The following is a 16,624-nucleotide window of genomic DNA, read 5'->3' on the forward strand; positions in this document are numbered from 1 at the left end:
TCGCCTGTCATACAGATGTCTGTGCAAATCGTTCGGTTGCTTTCGAATACGAGGGTTGGGCGTGGCTGGCGTCACCGGCGAGCATCTGGAAGACCGCGACGATACCGCGATCGGCGATCGGCTCAGGGGTGAGTGCGACCTTGGCCAGGCGCAAGGCGAGGGGACTCTTCCCGGCCAGCTCCCGCGCAAGCTTCTGGGCGGCGCTGATGAGGTCATCCGGCTGAACGACCAGGTTGACGAGTCCTCTGAGGTATGCCTCTTCGGCCGCGACCCGTCGTCCGGTGAGGATCCACTCTGTTGCGATTCCGACACCAACGACCCGCGGCAGCCGCTGCAGCCCGCCGGAACCCGGCAGGCTTCCCAAGCTGACCTCCGGCATCGAGAAGAGCGCATCAGTGGCGGCGATTCTCAGGTCGCACGCGAGTGCGAGTTCGACACCCCCGCCGACACAGTGACCATGCACTGCAGCGATCACCGGCTTGGTGCAGGTCGCAATCCGGTTCTTCGTCGCGAAGTCCAGCGCAACGTACTCTTGCTCGGCGCGTCCGGATATCTGGCCGATCTCCCGGAGATCAGAGCCGGAGCAGAAAGCCTTGCCGGCACCTGCCAGCACGATGGCGCCCACCGAGTCATCCCCCTCGAGCATGCCGATGGCACTGGCGATTGCCCGATGAGTCTCGGAGTCGAGTGCGTTCAGCACGTCTGGGCGCTGCAGGGTCAGAGTTGCGACGCGCTCATCGATCGCGACGGAAATCGTGCGGTAGTCACTCATGGGGTCGCTCCAGTCAGTGCCGCGCGGCGCGCAGCAAGTTTTCGCCGCTCCTCGATCGGGTCAGGCCGCGGGACGGCCGCCATGAGCGCCTTCGTGTACGCAGCCTGCGGATCGTTGTAGAGCTGGTCCCTGGTTCCGATCTCGCGGATCTGACCCTGCTCCATCACCGCGACGCGATCGCAGAGGTGGCGTACCGTCGCCAGATCGTGCGCGATGTACAGCAGTGTGAGGCCGAGTCGTGCCTTGAGATCCTGAAAGAGGTTCAATATCTGTGCCTGAATCGACACGTCAAGCGAAGCAACCGGCTCGTCGCACACCAGCAATTCGGGATTCACCGCGAGTGCACGCGCGATCCCGATGCGCTGGCGCTCGCCGCCGGAGAACGCCGCGGGCTTCCGGGTGAGGTGATCAGGGCGAAGGCCGACCACCTCAAGTAGCGCGACGATCTCGTCGCGCACCTCGGCATCCTTCACTCGCGGCCGATGGATACGGATGCCTTCCGCGATGATCTCCTCGACACGCATTCGTGGATTCAATGAGGAGTACGGGTCCTGGAAAACCAGCTGAGCTTTCGCCCTGAACTCGCGAAGCTCCCTCCCCCTGAGGGAGGTGATGTCTACTCCGTTCAGCCTGACGGTCCCACTCGTCGGCTCGATGAGCCGAAGTACACATCGCGCCGTCGTGGATTTGCCCGACCCCGACTCGCCGACAAGGCCAAGTGCCTCGCCACGCGCGATCGTGAAGCTGACGTCATCGACGGCCTTGACGTTCTGGTGGCGACCCCGAACGGCAAATTCGCGAACGAGCCCTTCGACCTCGAGCAGATTGTCGGTCATCTCAGCACTCCGGGTTCTTCGGTAAGCCAGTTCGCAAAGTGACAGGCGCTCGGGTGGGTTCCGTTCTCTGGGGTCTCCAGTGGCGGTCTCTCAGCAGTACAGATGTCCTGTGCGTAACGGCATCTCGGATGGAACGAGCATCCGCCTGGCAGGTTCGACGGCGACGGCGGGCGGCCGCCGATCGCAGTCAGCGTCAGTGGGATCGGACCGTCGATTCGCGGAAGCGATTGGAGAAGGCCGAGCGTGTATGGATTGATCGAGCGATAGTAGAGCTCGTCAGTCTCCGCAGCCTCCATCACCCGACCGGCGTACATCACCATCATGCGGTCAGCGAATCCGGCCAGGATTCCGAGGTCGTGGGTGATGAATACCACCGCTGTCCCTTGTTCCTCGGTGAGCGAGTACAAGAGGTCGATGACCTGCGCCTGCACGCGAACGTCGAGTGCGGTTGTGGGCTCATCGGCGATGACGAGGCGCGGTTCCCCGATCAGGGCCATGGCGATCATCACCCGCTGCCTCATCCCCCCGGAGAACTGGTGCGGATAGTCCTTGTAGCGTCTGGCGGGTTCGCGGATTCCGACCTTGGCGAGCATTTGGATGGCCCGCGTCTTTGCCTCCTTCTGATGCACGCCTCTGAGCCGGAGTGGCTGGCTGATCTGGTCGCCGATCGTCCGCACCGGGTCAAGCGCAGACAGCGGATCCTGAAAGATATAGGAGATGTCCCAGCCGCGGAGGGCCCGCAGGTCGCTCTTCGGCATGGACAGGATGTCACGACCGTCGAAGAGGATCTGCCCGGTGACCGTTGCGGTGGGGAGCAGTCCGAGCAGCGCCTGCGCCGTCACGGACTTTCCTGAACCTGACTCGCCGACGATTCCGACGCGTTCGCGCGGAGAGACGCTGAAGCTCACACCGTTCACGGCCTTCACAAGGCCGTGCGGTGCGTTGAAGGAAACGGTCAGATCGCGTACTTCCAGCAGCGGCCGGGAGACGTCGGGGAGTGACTGGCCGCCTGCTTCGCCGGCGGCCGCGAGCTTCTGTACGCTACTCACGCTGTGACTCCTTCCGGTTTACGGGGTGAGAGGTAATCAAGCGCCAACCCGAGTTCGGCTAGGACGTCCATGGTGTGTTCGCCGTGACGGGGTGGAACGGTCCGGATGAGTGCGGGGGTCCGGGAGAACCGAGTGGGAGGGGCGATCAGGTGAAGCGGCCCGTCCGGCGCATCAAGAGTCTGCACGCGCCCTGTAGCCCGCACCTGCGGGTCGTCGAGTGCCTCCCCAAGCGAATTCACCCTGGCAACGAAGATGTCAGCCGGTTCGAGGATGTCGAGCCACTCCTGTGTCGACCGCGCCTTGAGCGCGGACTCAAGCAGCTCCTCCATCTCCGCGCGGTTGGCGTTGCGCTTGTCGAAGCTTTCGAACCGTGGATCAACGGTGAGATCCGGAAGGCCGATCAGTTCACACAGTCCAGGGATGTCCCTCCCGCTGGACAGCGCGATGTATCCATCGGCGGTGGCATAGAACCCGTACGGCGGAGGGATGTAACCGTGTCCGTGCATGACCGTGCCCCTGACCGGTTCTCCCACGTTGTTGTTGAGCAGATGCACCGCGTGTTCACCAAGCGCGGCGAGCGCGCTTCCGAGCAGGTCGACGGCTACCTGCTGCCCTTCTCCTGTGCGCTCGCGGTGCACAAGTGCGGCAAGAACCGCCGCCGCACCATTGATCCCGCCGAGGACATCGGTGATGGACATTCCGATCGGTGTCGGTCGCCCCGATGCCGACTCGTTCATCGCGCCCATTCCCGCTATGGCCTGAACGAGGACGTCTTGTCCGGGCTTGTCCGCGTATGGGCCTTCTGCGCCATACCCGGACGCGGAGACATAGATGATTTCCGGATTGAGCTGGACACAGTCCGCATATCCCAGGCCGAGGCGGTCCATCACACCAGGCCGGAAATTCTCGTAGACAACGTCGGCTTTCGCAGCCAGGGACCTGGCGACCTCGATTCCCCGCGCCGTCTTCAGATCGAGGGCGACGGAGCGCTTGTTGCGGTTGTTCGCGAGGAACGTCGCACGGTACAGCGTGCCAGGACGGCCTTCCTCCTCGTCTGCATAGCGCTCATCGGCACGGCCATCTGGCGTCAGCGCCCGTTCTCGTTCGATCTTGATGACGTCCGCGCCCAGGTCGCCGAGCATCTGCGTGGCATACGGCCCCTGCACGCGTTCGGTGAAATCCAGGACGACGATCCCGGCAAGTGCTCCAGAGCTCATTTGCCTGCTCCTTCCGCGGAGCTCGCCTGGAACGAGACGAAGCGTAGTTCCGTCATCTCCCGCACGGCGAAGCCTGGGCCTTCCCTGGTGTTGCCTGATTCACCGAGGCCGCCATATGGCTGCTGATCGAGGCGCGTCGTCGGAATATCGTTGATCAGGATGCCGCCGAACTCCAGTTCTCTCGACGCACGCATGGCCAGGTCGAGGTCGCGGGTGAAGATGCCGGCTTGCAGCCCGTACACCGTCTCATTCGCCACGGCGATCGCCTCATCGAATGTCTCGTATGGAATGACGGTGAGGACCGGGCCGAACGCTTCGGCTTCCCGCAGCCTGGTCCCGAGGGGAGCACCGTCGACGACAGTGGGACGGAGGCACCCCTCGGTCATCATTCCACCGGCGATGATGCGCCCACCCGCGACTTCTGCCTCGTCGATCCATTCCTTCACGCGTTGTGTTGCAGCCGGAAGGATCAGGGGACCGAGGTCGGATTCCTCGGCAAGCGGGTCGCCCACAACGAGGGCATCCGCTTTCTGCGCCAGCGCGTCAAGGACTGCAGCATGCAGCGAGGAATGCACCAGGACACGCTGAACCGAGATACAACTCTGGCCGGACAGGGAATACGCGGCTCTCGTGATCTTCGTCGTAGCGTCGTCCACATCGGCATCCCGTTCGATGATGACCGGTGCGTTCGAGCCGAGTTCCAGCGCCACGCGCTTCCTGAAGGCCTTCTGGGCGATACCCCAGCCGACCCCCGTGCTGCCGGTGAAGGTGATGAGCTTGGGGATGGGATGGTCAACCAACGCCGGACCGGCACTCGTTCCATCATCGGTGACGATGGTCAACCAGTCCTGTGGCATCCCCGCTTCAACGAGCAGTTCCTTGAGCAGGAACGCGCTGAGTGGGGTCTGGTGTGCTGGTTTCAGAACCACGCTGCACCCGGCGGCGATCGCTGGAGCGATCTTGTGGAGGACCGTGTTGAGAGGGAAGTTGAATGGTGTGATCGCGGCGACGACACCGAGAGGCACATGGAAGACGATGCCGATCTTCCCCACGCCGGTCGGTGTCGCCTCCGTTGCCACCACTTCGCCGGAGAGCGTGCGGGCCTCGGCTGCCGAGAAGCGTGCCGTCTCCACCGCGCGTCCGACCTCGCCTCGAGCATCCTTCAGCACTTTTCCGGTTTCAAGTGTGATCACGGTTGCCAGACGGTCAGTGTTGGCGACGAGGAGCTGCGCGAGCCTGTCCAGAATCAGCGCGCGTTCGAATTGCGGCAGGCCACGATCGAATGCCGCCTGCGCAGTGCGGCACGCGAGGTCAACTTCGGCGGCTCCGCATTGGGCAACCTGTGCGATCACCTGGCCGGTGAACGGATCAACGACGTCGACGCGCGGATGTGCGGGGTACTGCGTCAGGTTGGTCGACAGGGCACCGACGGCGACGTCCCGGCGCTGCTGGGGGGATGATTCAGATTTCGACTTCACTGGTGATCTTCTCCTCTCCGCCACGAACGGCGCTCGTGCTCGCCGTCCTGGCACGGAACCAGGTGGCGATGATGTTGACACTCAGGGTGGTGAGCAGTATGGCGATACCGGGGACGGCCACCAGCCATGGCGCGCTGGTCAGGTATTCGCGGCCTTCCGCGAGCATCAGCCCCCAGGAGGACTCCGGCGGTTGGATGCCAAGGCCGAGGAAACTCAGCGACGCTTCGGTAAGCATCATGACTGCCAGCTCCAACGTGGCGAGCACCAGGATGGGAGCGGCGAGGTTGGGAAGGAGATGGCGCACGATGATCCGGAAGTTCGACGCACCAAGCGATCGAGCCGCCTCGACGAAAAGTTCCTCACGCAGGGCGAGCATGAGGCCGCGACTGACGCGCGCGTACACCATCCAGCGGGTGACGGCGAGGACGAGGACGATGTTCACAAAGCTCGGACCGAGGACGTAAAGGACGAGGAGGGCGATCAGAAGCGAAGGCACGCTCATCTGCAGGTCGACCAGTCGCATCATGATGTCGTCGAACCAGTTGCGGTAGTACCCGGCGATCAGGCCGACTGTCGTTCCAAAAAGCCCGGAGATCACCACGCTCGCGACACTCACGGACAGTGAGATCTGCGACCCGAGCATGAGCCGGGCAAGCTCATCTCGTCCGAGTGGATCCGTGCCGAGCAGGTGAATGCCGCCACCGGGCGCCGGTGTCAGCGGTGGCTTGTTGCGCAGCACGAGATCCTGCGCATAGGGGTCGAATGGGGCAATGAGGTGGACCAGGAGTGCGCTGGCAACGACGGCGACAAGAATGATGATGCTGAGGGTGACCAGCTTCTGGTTCCAGACGAACCTGGCGATGCGGGTGAGTATCTTCATGGGTTCGTCCTCAGCCCAGCATCGAGACGCCGCCATCGACGTAGAGCGCCGTGCCGGTGATGAATGAAGCATCTGCAGAGAGGAGGAACTCGGCGGCGGCGGCCTGTTCCTCCGGCAGGGCGAGGCGTCCGAGTGGAATCCCAGGGCGGAAGGCTTCGAGGGACCCTTCGACCTTTTCTTTCAGGAGATTTGGTCCATCGGTACGGATGGCCTCATCGATCATCGGTGTCGCGGTCACACCCGGGCAGAGTGCGTTCACCCTGACCCGATGGGGCGAAAGCTCAAGGGCGATTTGTTTCGTCAGATGCATGACCGCCGCCTTGCTCGTGCAGTAAGCCGATTGGTTCATCCGTGCGGCGGTGGCGGTGACGGAAGAGACCGTGACGATGGCGCCTGTGCTCTCGATGAGGGCAGGTGCGGCGGCCCGGATGGCGATGAACGTGCCGGTGACGTTGACCTCCTGGATCTTTCTCCAGAGCTCGAGCTTGATGTCGAGGAACCCGGATGCGGTCTGCCGAATTCCAGCGGCGGTCACCAGCCCATTGAGAGAACCGAACCGTTCGATCGCGGCGGTGACTGCGGCGGCCATGGAGTCCTCATCCGTTGTGTCTGCCACAACTCCAAGGGCCTCATGTCCCTCTGCCGCCAGGCTGTCGACCACCCGGTCGACGGCTTCTACCCCGAGGTCACACACCACAACGCGCGCGCCATTACCCGCGAACCGACGGGCCATGGTCTCACCCATTCCACCGGATCCGCCGGTGATGAGGATGGTCTCTCCGTTGAATCTCATCGCAAACCTCTTTGTCTCTCGATGTCGTTTATCTCGATCTCGGTGACGCGCTCTAGTGCCGGGACGCCGTAGCAGTCAGCTGCGCAATACAGGCAGCGGTGACGTCGGCCGTCGTTGCCGACCCGCCAAGGTCAGGGGTCTTGATTCCCGCAACGAGCACGGCCTCGACCGCTTCCATCAGATGTTCCGCTGCCGCACGCTCGCCGAAGTGCTCGAGCATGAGGGCTCCTGACCAGATCTGCCCAATCGGGTTGGCAATGCCCTTACCCGCGATGTCAGGAGCCGATCCGTGCACCGGCTCGAACATCGACGGATGGTCGCGTTCCGGATTGATGTTCGCGCTCGGAGCGATACCGATACTGCCTGCGACCGCCGCGCCCAGGTCGGTGAGGATGTCACCGAAGAGATTCGAAGCGACGACGACATCGAATCGGCCCGGGTCCAGGACGAACAGGGCGACGAGCGCGTCGATATGGTACTGCTGCGTGTCGACGGATGGATGCGCGGCGGACCGCTCGGCGAAGATCTCGTCCCAGAAGGGCATCGTGAAGACGATTCCATTCGATTTGGTGGCGGAGGTGAGATTGCCGCTTCGGGTCGTGGCGAGTGCGAATGCGTAGTTCATGACTCGCTCGACACCGCGGCGCGTGAAGATCGATTCCTGGATGACGAGCTCTGAAGGTGTCCCTTCGTAGAGGCGACCCCCGATCCGCGAATACTCGCCCTCGACGTTCTCCCGAATGACGATCATGTCGAGGTCTCCCGGATTCGCCCCGACGATCGGGCTCGGCACCCCGGCGAGCAGTCGCGCCGGCCTGAGGTTCACGTATTGATCGAATGCTCGACGAATCGGGATCAGCATTCCCCAGAGCGACTCATGATCCGGGACACCTGGTGCACCGACCGCTCCGAGGAAGATGGCATCGTCTCCGGCGATCTGCTCGAGGGCGTCATCCGGCATCATTTTGCCGGTTCGAAGGAAATAGTCACAGCCCCATTCCTGGTGCTTCCAATCGAATTCCATACCGTGGACTGTGCCGAGCACGTCGAGGATCTCGATTGCCGCCGGCACGACCTCGTTGCCGATACCGTCGCCAGGAAGGGTCGCGATCGAATAGCTGCGTGTGCGGGTGTTGTGGGTGCTCGCTGTCATGTGAGGTCTTCTTCTCCCAGTTGCAATTGACCTGTCGCGGTCGTGGTCCGCGCGCCTTGTGCGTTCTCTGTCCACAATTCGAGTGAGACTTGACGCTCGTCGATCCGAATGCCGGTCACCCGCCCGCGGCACACGATGGGGGCGCCGACGACATCGATTCCCTGATAGCGCGTGGCGAATCGACGCAGCCAACTTCCTGGTCCCGCCCAGTCACAAGCGAGTTCGGCAAGGAAGGAGGCCTTCAGGAACCCATGGACGATGACATCGGGGAAACCACGTTCATGCGCGTACCCGAGGTCGTAATGGATGCCGGAGTAGTCGTTGGCCGCGCCCGCGTACCTGACCAGTTGAGCTGTTGTCGTGAATTGCACGGCGGGGGTGAGCTCATGCCCCTCTTCGAGCATTCGAAGGTCAATGGCCGTGGTCACGACGTCACCCCGCGCGCGATCGCCATGTCGAACGCCAGGACGTGCCCGCATCGGGTCGTTGCGACAAGCTCGCCGTCGGCATCGCGGAGTTCATTCTCGCGCACTCGGAACAGGAGAGTCCCCGTGCTCCCCTCTTTTTCGTAGACTTCCGTGTACCGCGTAGTCACCGTGATCACGTCGCCTTTCCGGAGTGGTCGCTGATACTCCACCTCGTTGAAGGCATTGCCCCCACCGATTTTCGGGAACGGCAGATTCTGGACGAAGCCGTCGAGGTCGAGGTCACGCCGTTCGACGGGATCAAGCGCCGCGTAGAAAGTCGCAGGGGCGATGTCGGCCTCTGGCCCGGTCCGGCGTTGCCCTCCGATCGCGTCAACGAAGCGGTCGACGTCATTCCCGTCGATCCGGTAGACGAAGGTACCGGCGGGTTCGCCGAGTCGTACGCTGTCCATCACCCGCTGAAGGGGAAGATCCGTCGCCGCTTCCGCTCCGTCATCCGTGGTGGCGACGCAGGTTGCGGTTACCGTCTTGACGCCGTCTGATCGCGTCGCCCACAGATCGCAACGCACAATTCGCCTTCCATGCCGACTCGCCTCGATTGCCGCGACCTCACCCCCAAAAACCATCGCATCGCCGACGAAGTCTGGAGCCAGATAGCGAACGGAGAACTCCGGGATGTTGACAGCACCGAGCCAGGACTCCACGAGGGATCGGAGGACGGCCGCCTTCCAGGGGCCATGCACAACCGGAGCCGGAAATCCCCGTGCTTCCGCCTCGTCCTGATCGAAGTGAAACGCCGTGTAGTCCCCGCTCGCAGCGGCCCACCGGACCATGTCTTCGAGTTGGACCGCGATCGGTCCATGGTCCGGGAACCGGAATCCGACGTCAACAGTTTTGATGTCAGGCATCATTCGGCCCCTTCCACGTCGAGGCTGAAGCCCCTCGCCCGGCCGACGAGCACTCCGCGAGTACTGCGGAACTCTGTCTCGTAGCACGTCCGGATCAATCGGCGCCCCGCCGAACTTGTGCGCCCGACGATCTCCGAGATCCGCGAAACGGCGGTCAGGGAGGACGGAATCGACGCGGCAATCAGCTCCCAGTCGCTTCCGCCGTCTATGACACGGTCGAGCAGACGCAGCCGGGGAAGGCCGGACTCGAGGGCGAAAACCAGCGGGTCGGGACAGATGTCTGCGAGCGCAACCGCTGCGGCGCTCGCAGATTGATCGGTCGCCCGCGACACAGCGTTCCTCAAGAGTGCGAGACGAGCACCGCTCTGCTCGACCGTGCGAATGTTACCGACAGCTCCCACATGGTGACGGAGCTCTGCAGGCGCAGCCGCGCTCCACCGGTTGTCGCCGTCACCGACAACAATCGCCCTACTCATGGTGCCCGCTTTTTGCACCGCGAGTGCAAAAGATTTGGGAAACGATTTCAATAGATCGAAAAGAAAGAGGGTTGCCGCGGGCGGTACCGGCCTGAATCGATCTATCGTTCCCGCGAAACGACAGGGAAGCCGGGCTCAGCAAGGAGAATCGCGCAGTGACTGTGTAAAACGAAAGCATCGTTGCTTCCTCCGGAACCGATTTCAATTTGTAGACCACTTAGAGCCCTGTTTCATTTCCTGAGATTAGGTCCAAGGCTAGGTCATACACCAACGCGGTGCAAGTACTTTCCAGAACCTCGTCACCGCTTCCGTCGTGGTTCAGTGAAGCGCGGGCGCAGGCAGCGTCCAGTCCGTCGACTCCCGAATGACAAGTCGCGTGGGAAGAACGATTGTCTGGGCGCGCAGCGTGTCTTTTGCCAACTGTGCGAGAACCATTCGCGCTGCCCTACGTCCCAGATCGATGATGTCGCGCTCAACGGCAGTGATGGCCGGCGTGTACAGAGAAACCAACGGGCCATCTTCAGCCGCCGCAATCGCGATGTCGACTCCGATCTGCACACCGCGCCGTCGTAGCTCGTGGAGTACTCCGACGAGCGCGGCCGTGTTGCCGTTCCCGATGATGATCGCAGTCGGAGGTTCCGGCTGATCCATGATCGACGACAACGAACGGGATGCGAACTCCTCAGACCCGCGACCGCTGACTTGGAACTCGGGGCGCACAGGCAGGCCGCGTTCCCTCATCACATCGAGCACGCCGGTTACGCGCTCCCTGCTTGGATACGCCGATGTCGCGCCACTGATGATCGCGATCTGGCGATGACCGTGATCAATCAGATGATTCGCGAGAGCGCGCGCTGAGTATCGATGATCACTGAGAACAGCGCTGAGATTCTCAAGCTCGATCTGCCTGTCGAGAAGCACAACAGGGATCGGCAGGCCGGCCATCGTCGCGATCAGGTCCGGGTTCGTGTCGTCAGCGACGGAAGCGATGAGGCCGTCAACACGCCTCTGATGCAAAAGCCGCAGATTCACGAGGTCGTGTGCGCTCTGACCGTTCGAGTTGGCCAGTATCACGCCGTACCCGGCGACCCGCAATTCATCCTCCACCACATCGACCATTTGCGCGACGACGGGGTTCAGGATGTCGTTGACGATCATCCCGATCGTTTTCGTGTATCCCCTGCGCAATCCTGCTGCAACAAGGTCGGGCTCGTAGCCGACCTCACGGACCGCGGTAAGGACGCGCTCCCTGAGCTCGTCACTCACATTCGGATACCCGCCGAGAACCCTGGTCACCGACGCGGGCGCAACACCGGCCTTGTCCGCGACTTCGCGAATCGTTGCCACGGTATCCCCTTGTGATCGAACGCCCTACTGACCTGTGTGGTCACGGGACGTCTGTTCTGAAAACGATACCGGAAAGTCAGGCCAGAGTGGCACAGAGCTGTAATACCGGCCAGGCGAGGATCATCACCACCCCGAGGTATGGCAGATTGCGCCGCATCAGCGCGAAGCTGTCGGTGCCGAAGCGCCCGTTGAGATAGATGTTCAGCCCGGAGATCGGTCCAGCTGCAGCCGAGGCGCCCCAGGCGATCATCGAAGCCATGGCGTACAAGCTCGGATCTGGATCCATCGGTGCGATGAGGGTCGCGACAGCCGCAATCGAAATCACCGGGTGCACACCGACGAGCGACAGCATGGTCATCCCAAGGGTGCACAGCCACGCGAAGCCAACGGTGAACTCGGAGAGCGGGAGGGTGAAGTCGATCACACTGAAGTAGGCGCCCAGCCCCACCGCGAGGACACCGGCGGAGGCGAACAGCGTGACCTCTCCCTTCATGCGCGGCAGCACCTGGAACAGGTGCCGGAACATGATCGTCGGCGCCGTCCTGAACTGCCGCACAAGGAGGACACCGATGGTCATGCCGAGCGAACTGACCAGTACGACGTTCGGAATCGGCAACTGTGGGAGCACACCGTGGGCGATCAACACCACGGCAACCAGCACAAGGGGAACCCTGAGCACCCGCCAGGACAGGACATATCCGTGATAGTCGGCCAGATCGGGACCGAACGCCCTCACCACCCCGCTGATGCTGTACACCATCGCCGCCAGCGCGAGACATCCGCCCGCGATGATCAGTACGTTCACCTTTGCACCTGGCGCGTAGGCGATTGCGGCAGCCGCTGCTGCCCAGAACGGGGACCAAAATGCTCCGGCAGAGAATGCTCGTGACAAGAGCAGCGTATTCGGAATCGACAGTCGGCCCCGCCGGCCAAGGTGATCCCCAATGATGTTGAGTGCGCTCACATTGATGACGGCACCGAGAAGGTGCACGGCCGCTGCGGTCCGCCAGACCGCCATCCGCCCCGAGAGCCTCGAGGCCGAGGTTTCAGCGGAGATGGTAATGAGTTGGATGAAGGAGACGGCGGCCAACATGCTGATGAGGTCCTGGTTCAGCGAAAGAAGTTCGGCCGGGCGGGCCGAATGCCCAAGTATGGACGCCAGAATCAGGGCTGAGACTCCGACGAAGAGCAGGATCACGGCGACCAGTCGCTGAGTCCTGGGGATCAGCAACAGCCCGGTCAAAGCCGAGGCAAGCGTCAGCGCCCCTGCCACGAGAGTGGCCTCCGGCACGACGATGGACACTGCGACCGTCACGATCAGCAGGCCGAGCAGCAGCGCGAGCGTGGTGTTCAGAGCCTTAGTCGTGTTATCCCCCATCCTCTGGCGCCGGACCCGCCGGCCGCGTTGGACGGCCGGCGGGCGAGACAGGACGAGCCTGCCGCCGTCCTTCAGTTCGAGTTGCCCAGCTGCGCAAGGACCGGAGCCAGGGACGACTTCTCTTCGAGTCCGATACCGGGGACGTCAGGCAGGGTGATGAAGCCGTCCTGGACCTCGTCGCCGTCGGCAAAGCCCCCGAACGGTTCGAATATCCCCGGATACGACTCAGAGCCACCCAGCCCGCACCCTGCTGCGATAGCAAGATTGAACTGGTGCCCGCCATGCGGAACGCACCTGGCCGCATCCCACCCGTATCCGGTAAGCATGCTAAGGGTTCTCTGGTATTCCGTGAAGCCGTAGCTCAGCGCCGAATCCATCTGGAGGACATCCCTGTCCGAGCGCAGGCCTCCGTACCGGATGAGGTTGGTCGCCTCATGCCTCGAGAGCAGGTTTTCCCCTGTCGCGAGCACTCCGGTGTAATTCTCCGCGACGATCCCCAGGGCCTCATAGTCCAGCGGATCGGTCGGCTCTTCGTACCAGTGGAGCGGCAGCTGTTCCAGTGCGCGCGCGTATTCGACTGCCTGCTCAGTGTCGAAGCGACCGTTGGCATCGACCGCCAGGGTTGCCCCATCAGGAAGAATCGACAGGACGGCCTCGATTCGACGGATGTCGTCCGCGAGGGATGCGCCGCCGATCTTCATTTTGACTGTGCGATATCCCATTGCGAGATAGCGCTTCATCTCGTCTTGTAATGCGTCGATACCGCGGTCTGGGTAGTAATAGCCGCCTGCCGCGTATACCCACACCTTCTTATTCGCCGTTCCGATACCAGCGGGCGATCGCTCGGCGATCAGCTGTTGAACGCTGATGCCGGCAAGCTTTGCGGCGAGGTCCCAGGACGCCATGTCAAGGATTCCGACCGCGACTGCTCGATCCCCGTGGCCGCCGGGCTTTTCGTCTCGCATGGACGCGGTCCAGATCAGCCCAGGATCGAGGTGACCGGTCTCCGGATCGACGAGGGTGTCAGGCTCCGAATCGAGCACTCTCGGGATGATTCGGTGCGAAAGGATACCCGGTTGGGCATATCGACCGTTCGAGTTGAACCCGTATCCGATAACGGTTCTGCCGTCTCGCACCTCGTCCGTCACAATGGCTAGAACACTGACATCCATCTTCGAGAAATTGATGAAGGCGTTGGCCATGTCCGACTGGATGGGCACGGTGATGTGCCGGATATCGACGATCTTCATAGCCTGTCCGCCCCGGTCATGCGTCTGCCAGGCTGACGCCGGCCGCCGCCAGAGTCGCACGGATCTGTGCCGGTGCGCCATCCTCGAGCGGCATGAGCGGAGAACGCACTGTGGCGGTCCGGATAATGCCGCGCTGTACCAGTCCGATCTTCATTGCAATGGTCGACTCGATGTGTGATGCGCGGTGATAGACGGCGCGAGTGATCGGAATCATCCGGTCGTACGTTGCCTTCGCAGCGTCGTAATCGTGCGCCTTCGCCTTCTCCAGAAGTTCGACCATGAGCTCGGGAATGAGGGCGGCGTACCCGACCAGAGCCCCGTCCGATTCCCACATGGTGTGGAGGAGGAACTCGTCCTGGCAGGTGAGCATCTGGATCTCTGGGAAGTGCTGCCGGATGATCGGAGTCTCTACATCCCATCGAATCATGTCGCGCCCGCCGTCCTTGATGGCGAACACCCCGTCCATGGCACAGAGCTCCAGGAGAAGCTCGAGTGAGTACGTCGCCTTCGTCGCGTTCGGGAACTGGAACACCGTGATCGGAAGGGAAGACGCTGACCAGACGGCGCGGTAGCGGTCCTGGATCGACCCGTGCTGGTATCCGAAACGCAATGCAGCGAGCGAAGGGAAGACGAGCAGAGAGTCTGCGCCGGCCTCTGTGGCCAGCTCGGCCTCTCGGGCGACGACCCGCGTGCCGTCTCCGCCGACACCCGCAACGATGTGAAGGTCTGGCAGCTCGGCTTTGATGGCGCGCGTGATCTCCGACCGCTCCGACTCGCTGAGCGAGGTCCCTTCTCCAGCGTGCGCATTGACCACGATTCCCGTGACCCCTGGTATCGTTTTCAACCAAGAGCAATAAAAAAGCAGGCTTTCGAAGTCAACATCGCCCCGCTCGTCAAACGGCGTGACGATGGCAGGTGTGACTCCTCGTAGGTTCGGTACAGGCATCTTCGCCTCTCGTTTGTGGGTGGACTTGCCCACTATTCAAGCGCGAATGCGTGTGATCCGCAATAGTCTCTTGACTTTCCGATCATCCTGGGAGCCGCTCGGGACCTTGCCGATCTCGTTCGGGTGAATCAACATCCGGTGCTGGTCTGCGCCAGAAAAGTGAGCTATCTTGAAAACGATACCGAAGATTTGGGGAGTCAATGACGAATCCTTCCGACCATTCCGCCGACGTCATCGTGGTCGGCGGCGGAGGCTCAGGGCTGTCAGCCGCCGTCGCCGCAGCCGAAGGCGGTGCCCGCGTGGTGCTGCTCGAACGCCGGCCATTCGTCGGCGGGACGACCGCCCTCTCGATCGGGTCCCTGACGGCAGCCGGCACCAGTTTCCAACGCAGGCGTGGCATCACTGACACCGCAGACGATCTCGTTGAGGACATGTGGAAGTTCGACACTCCGCTTCTCACCGGCGACGCACCGAAGCTGCGGCGCCTCTACGCCACGGAATCGGCCACGACGCTGGACTGGCTGATGCACCACGGCGTGTCTTTCGCGGGACCGTTCCCCGAACCACCGCACCGCGTGCCACGCATGCACAACGTCATTCCGAACTCACGAACGTACATTGTTCGACTCAAGGAAGCGGCGCGGCGCCTCGGGGTCAGGACCATCACCAGCGCCGAAGTGGCAGAGCTGATGAGCGAAGGCGATGCCGTCGTCGGAGTGACCGCGACCGTGGATGGAGAGCCGCTCCACTTCCTCGCCACCAGGGGCGTCGTGCTCGCCACGGGGGATTTCAGCGGGAATGCGCAGATGCGCCAAGCGCATCTGCCGCAGGGGGCCGTCACTGCTCTCCCGATCAATCCCGATTCGCTCGGGATCGGGCACCGATTGGCCGCGAACGCCGGCGCGGAGTTGAAGCACATGGACACGCTCTTCGGACCACAACTCCGCTTTCCCCCCTCGCCGAAACCTGGACTGCTCGACCGGTTACCGACCTGGCGTTGGCTCTGCCGGATCGAAGGGCTAGTGGCCAACTCTGTGCCTCCGGCGTTGCTGCGACCCGTCGTGAAGTCATTGCTGGTGTCGCATATGTCCCCCACTGACTCCCTCTTTCGCCGGGGGGCCATCCTGGTGGATTCGACAGGGGAACGTTTCGGCGAAGAGCAGAGCCCGGCGGAAGAATTGTCGGCACGTACGGGAGGGAGCGGATTCCTGATTCTGGATGAACGCATCGCCGCGGAGTTCGACATCCCCCCACACCATGTATCGACTGCCCCGGGTATTGCTTTCGCCTACTTCAAGGACTACCGCAAGGGGCGACCTGACCTCATTACTGCGGCGAAGACGCCTGCCGAGCTGGCCGGCCGACTCGGGCTCGACGGGTCCGCGCTCGAGGGTGCCATCGCGTCGTCTTCCCTCCGACCCGGATTTGTGGCGATGGGTCCGGTCTCCAGCATGCTCACGGTCACCGAGGGATCCGTTGCGGTCGACGAACAGCAGCGTGTCCTGCGTCCGAATGGCACGGCGATCTCCGGGCTGTTCGCCGTCGGCGGCGTCGGCCAGGGCGGCATGATGCTCAAAGGCCACGGCCACCATATCGGCTGGGCGATGACGTCCGGACGGCTCGTCGGTCAGGCACTGGCCGGATCGAGACCGGACCGAGCTGCTGCTGCCCGCTGATTCCGCTCAACCAGTCCGATAGCAAAGAGAAAGGATGACG

The 16,624-nt window shown here is 62.7% G+C and carries 16 protein-coding genes; 1 reads left to right on the forward strand and 15 read right to left on the reverse strand.

Annotation, left to right across the window (positions count from 1 at the left end; all coding sequences use genetic code 11):
* Positions 1 to 7: 7 nt before the first annotated feature.
* From K323_RS27215 to K323_RS0118665, 15 genes are all read right to left on the reverse strand, one after another.
* The gene (locus tag K323_RS27215; RefSeq protein WP_022886769.1) at positions 8 to 772 is read right to left on the reverse strand and encodes an enoyl-CoA hydratase/isomerase family protein; all 765 of its coding nucleotides are present in this window, start codon (positions 770 to 772) and stop codon (positions 8 to 10) included.
* Positions 769 to 1,608, reverse strand: a complete 840-nt coding sequence (locus tag K323_RS27220; RefSeq protein WP_022886770.1) for an ABC transporter ATP-binding protein — start codon at positions 1,606 to 1,608, stop codon at positions 769 to 771. The genes K323_RS27215 and K323_RS27220 overlap by 4 nt, the downstream gene beginning before the upstream one ends.
* Complete coding sequence (locus K323_RS27225) at positions 1,605 to 2,657, reverse strand: ABC transporter ATP-binding protein (protein WP_022886771.1); 1,053 nt, start codon at positions 2,655 to 2,657, stop codon at positions 1,605 to 1,607. The genes K323_RS27220 and K323_RS27225 overlap by 4 nt, the downstream gene beginning before the upstream one ends.
* Complete coding sequence (locus K323_RS0118610; protein WP_022886772.1) at positions 2,654 to 3,874, reverse strand: CaiB/BaiF CoA transferase family protein; 1,221 nt, start codon at positions 3,872 to 3,874, stop codon at positions 2,654 to 2,656. Before K323_RS0118610 ends, K323_RS27225 begins: the two co-directional genes overlap by 4 nt.
* Entirely contained in the window at positions 3,871 to 5,352 is a 1,482-nt protein-coding gene (locus K323_RS27230; protein ID WP_022886773.1) for an aldehyde dehydrogenase family protein, read from the reverse strand. Before K323_RS27230 ends, K323_RS0118610 begins: the two co-directional genes overlap by 4 nt.
* Positions 5,336 to 6,232: an ABC transporter permease gene (locus K323_RS27235; RefSeq protein ID WP_022886774.1), complete on the reverse strand. Its 897-nt coding sequence runs from the start codon at positions 6,230 to 6,232 to the stop codon at positions 5,336 to 5,338. Before K323_RS27235 ends, K323_RS27230 begins: the two co-directional genes overlap by 17 nt.
* A 10-nt stretch (positions 6,233 to 6,242) precedes the next feature.
* Positions 6,243 to 7,025: an SDR family NAD(P)-dependent oxidoreductase gene (locus K323_RS0118625; protein WP_022886775.1), complete on the reverse strand. Its 783-nt coding sequence runs from the start codon at positions 7,023 to 7,025 to the stop codon at positions 6,243 to 6,245.
* A 52-nt stretch (positions 7,026 to 7,077) separates the two neighbouring features.
* The gene (locus K323_RS0118630) at positions 7,078 to 8,178 is read right to left on the reverse strand and encodes a tartrate dehydrogenase (RefSeq protein WP_022886776.1); all 1,101 of its coding nucleotides are present in this window, start codon (positions 8,176 to 8,178) and stop codon (positions 7,078 to 7,080) included.
* Positions 8,175 to 8,606, reverse strand: coding sequence for a MaoC/PaaZ C-terminal domain-containing protein (locus K323_RS29090; protein ID WP_022886777.1), 432 nt, complete (start codon positions 8,604 to 8,606; stop codon positions 8,175 to 8,177). Before K323_RS29090 ends, K323_RS0118630 begins: the two co-directional genes overlap by 4 nt.
* The gene (locus K323_RS29095; protein WP_169515689.1) at positions 8,603 to 9,511 is read right to left on the reverse strand and encodes an FAS1-like dehydratase domain-containing protein; all 909 of its coding nucleotides are present in this window, start codon (positions 9,509 to 9,511) and stop codon (positions 8,603 to 8,605) included. Before K323_RS29095 ends, K323_RS29090 begins: the two co-directional genes overlap by 4 nt.
* The gene (locus tag K323_RS0118645) at positions 9,511 to 9,987 is read right to left on the reverse strand and encodes a hypothetical protein (RefSeq protein ID WP_157509505.1); all 477 of its coding nucleotides are present in this window, start codon (positions 9,985 to 9,987) and stop codon (positions 9,511 to 9,513) included. Before K323_RS0118645 ends, K323_RS29095 begins: the two co-directional genes overlap by 1 nt.
* Positions 9,988 to 10,305: 318 nt before the next feature.
* The gene (locus K323_RS0118650) at positions 10,306 to 11,334 is read right to left on the reverse strand and encodes a LacI family DNA-binding transcriptional regulator (protein WP_022886780.1); all 1,029 of its coding nucleotides are present in this window, start codon (positions 11,332 to 11,334) and stop codon (positions 10,306 to 10,308) included.
* A 76-nt stretch (positions 11,335 to 11,410) separates the two neighbouring features.
* Positions 11,411 to 12,712, reverse strand: coding sequence for a hypothetical protein (locus K323_RS0118655; RefSeq protein ID WP_022886781.1), 1,302 nt, complete (start codon positions 12,710 to 12,712; stop codon positions 11,411 to 11,413).
* A gap of 71 nt (positions 12,713 to 12,783) precedes the next feature.
* Positions 12,784 to 13,962, reverse strand: coding sequence for an enolase C-terminal domain-like protein (locus K323_RS0118660; protein WP_022886782.1), 1,179 nt, complete (start codon positions 13,960 to 13,962; stop codon positions 12,784 to 12,786).
* 16 nt (positions 13,963 to 13,978) lie between these two features.
* Complete coding sequence (locus tag K323_RS0118665) at positions 13,979 to 14,908, reverse strand: dihydrodipicolinate synthase family protein (RefSeq protein WP_026851840.1); 930 nt, start codon at positions 14,906 to 14,908, stop codon at positions 13,979 to 13,981.
* 200 nt (positions 14,909 to 15,108) lie between these two features.
* On the opposite strand from K323_RS0118665, the gene K323_RS0118675 reads away from it, so the two are divergent.
* A complete protein-coding gene (locus K323_RS0118675; protein WP_022886785.1) occupies positions 15,109 to 16,584 on the forward strand; it encodes an FAD-dependent oxidoreductase in 1,476 nt (491 codons plus the stop codon).
* Positions 16,585 to 16,624 lie beyond the last annotated feature (40 nt).

It is taken from the genome of Glaciibacter superstes DSM 21135, assembly GCF_000421145.1.
GTDB lineage: Bacteria > Actinomycetota > Actinomycetes > Actinomycetales > Microbacteriaceae > Cryobacterium > Cryobacterium superstes.

Bases quoted from the DNA above. Each gene is read 5' to 3' on its own strand.
- K323_RS0118660 (WP_022886782.1), bottom strand. From the start codon at position 13,962: ATGAAGATCGTCGATATCCGGCACATCACCGTGCCCATCCAGTCGGAC.
- K323_RS0118630 (WP_022886776.1), bottom strand. From the start codon at position 8,178: ATGACAGCGAGCACCCACAACACCCGCACACGCAGCTATTCGATCGCG.
- K323_RS27220 (WP_022886770.1), bottom strand. From the start codon at position 1,608: ATGACCGACAATCTGCTCGAGGTCGAAGGGCTCGTTCGCGAATTTGCC.
- K323_RS0118625 (WP_022886775.1), bottom strand. From the start codon at position 7,025: ATGAGATTCAACGGAGAGACCATCCTCATCACCGGCGGATCCGGTGGA.
- K323_RS29095 (WP_169515689.1), bottom strand. From the start codon at position 9,511: ATGCCTGACATCAAAACTGTTGACGTCGGATTCCGGTTCCCGGACCAT.
- K323_RS0118665 (WP_026851840.1), bottom strand. From the start codon at position 14,908: ATGCCTGTACCGAACCTACGAGGAGTCACACCTGCCATCGTCACGCCG.
- K323_RS0118645 (WP_157509505.1), bottom strand. From the start codon at position 9,987: ATGAGTAGGGCGATTGTTGTCGGTGACGGCGACAACCGGTGGAGCGCG.
- K323_RS0118610 (WP_022886772.1), bottom strand. From the start codon at position 3,874: ATGAGCTCTGGAGCACTTGCCGGGATCGTCGTCCTGGATTTCACCGAA.
- K323_RS0118655 (WP_022886781.1), bottom strand. From the start codon at position 12,712: ATGGGGGATAACACGACTAAGGCTCTGAACACCACGCTCGCGCTGCTG.
- K323_RS0118675 (WP_022886785.1), top strand. From the start codon at position 15,109: ATGACGAATCCTTCCGACCATTCCGCCGACGTCATCGTGGTCGGCGGC.
- K323_RS27235 (WP_022886774.1), bottom strand. From the start codon at position 6,232: ATGAAGATACTCACCCGCATCGCCAGGTTCGTCTGGAACCAGAAGCTG.
- K323_RS27215 (WP_022886769.1), bottom strand. From the start codon at position 772: ATGAGTGACTACCGCACGATTTCCGTCGCGATCGATGAGCGCGTCGCA.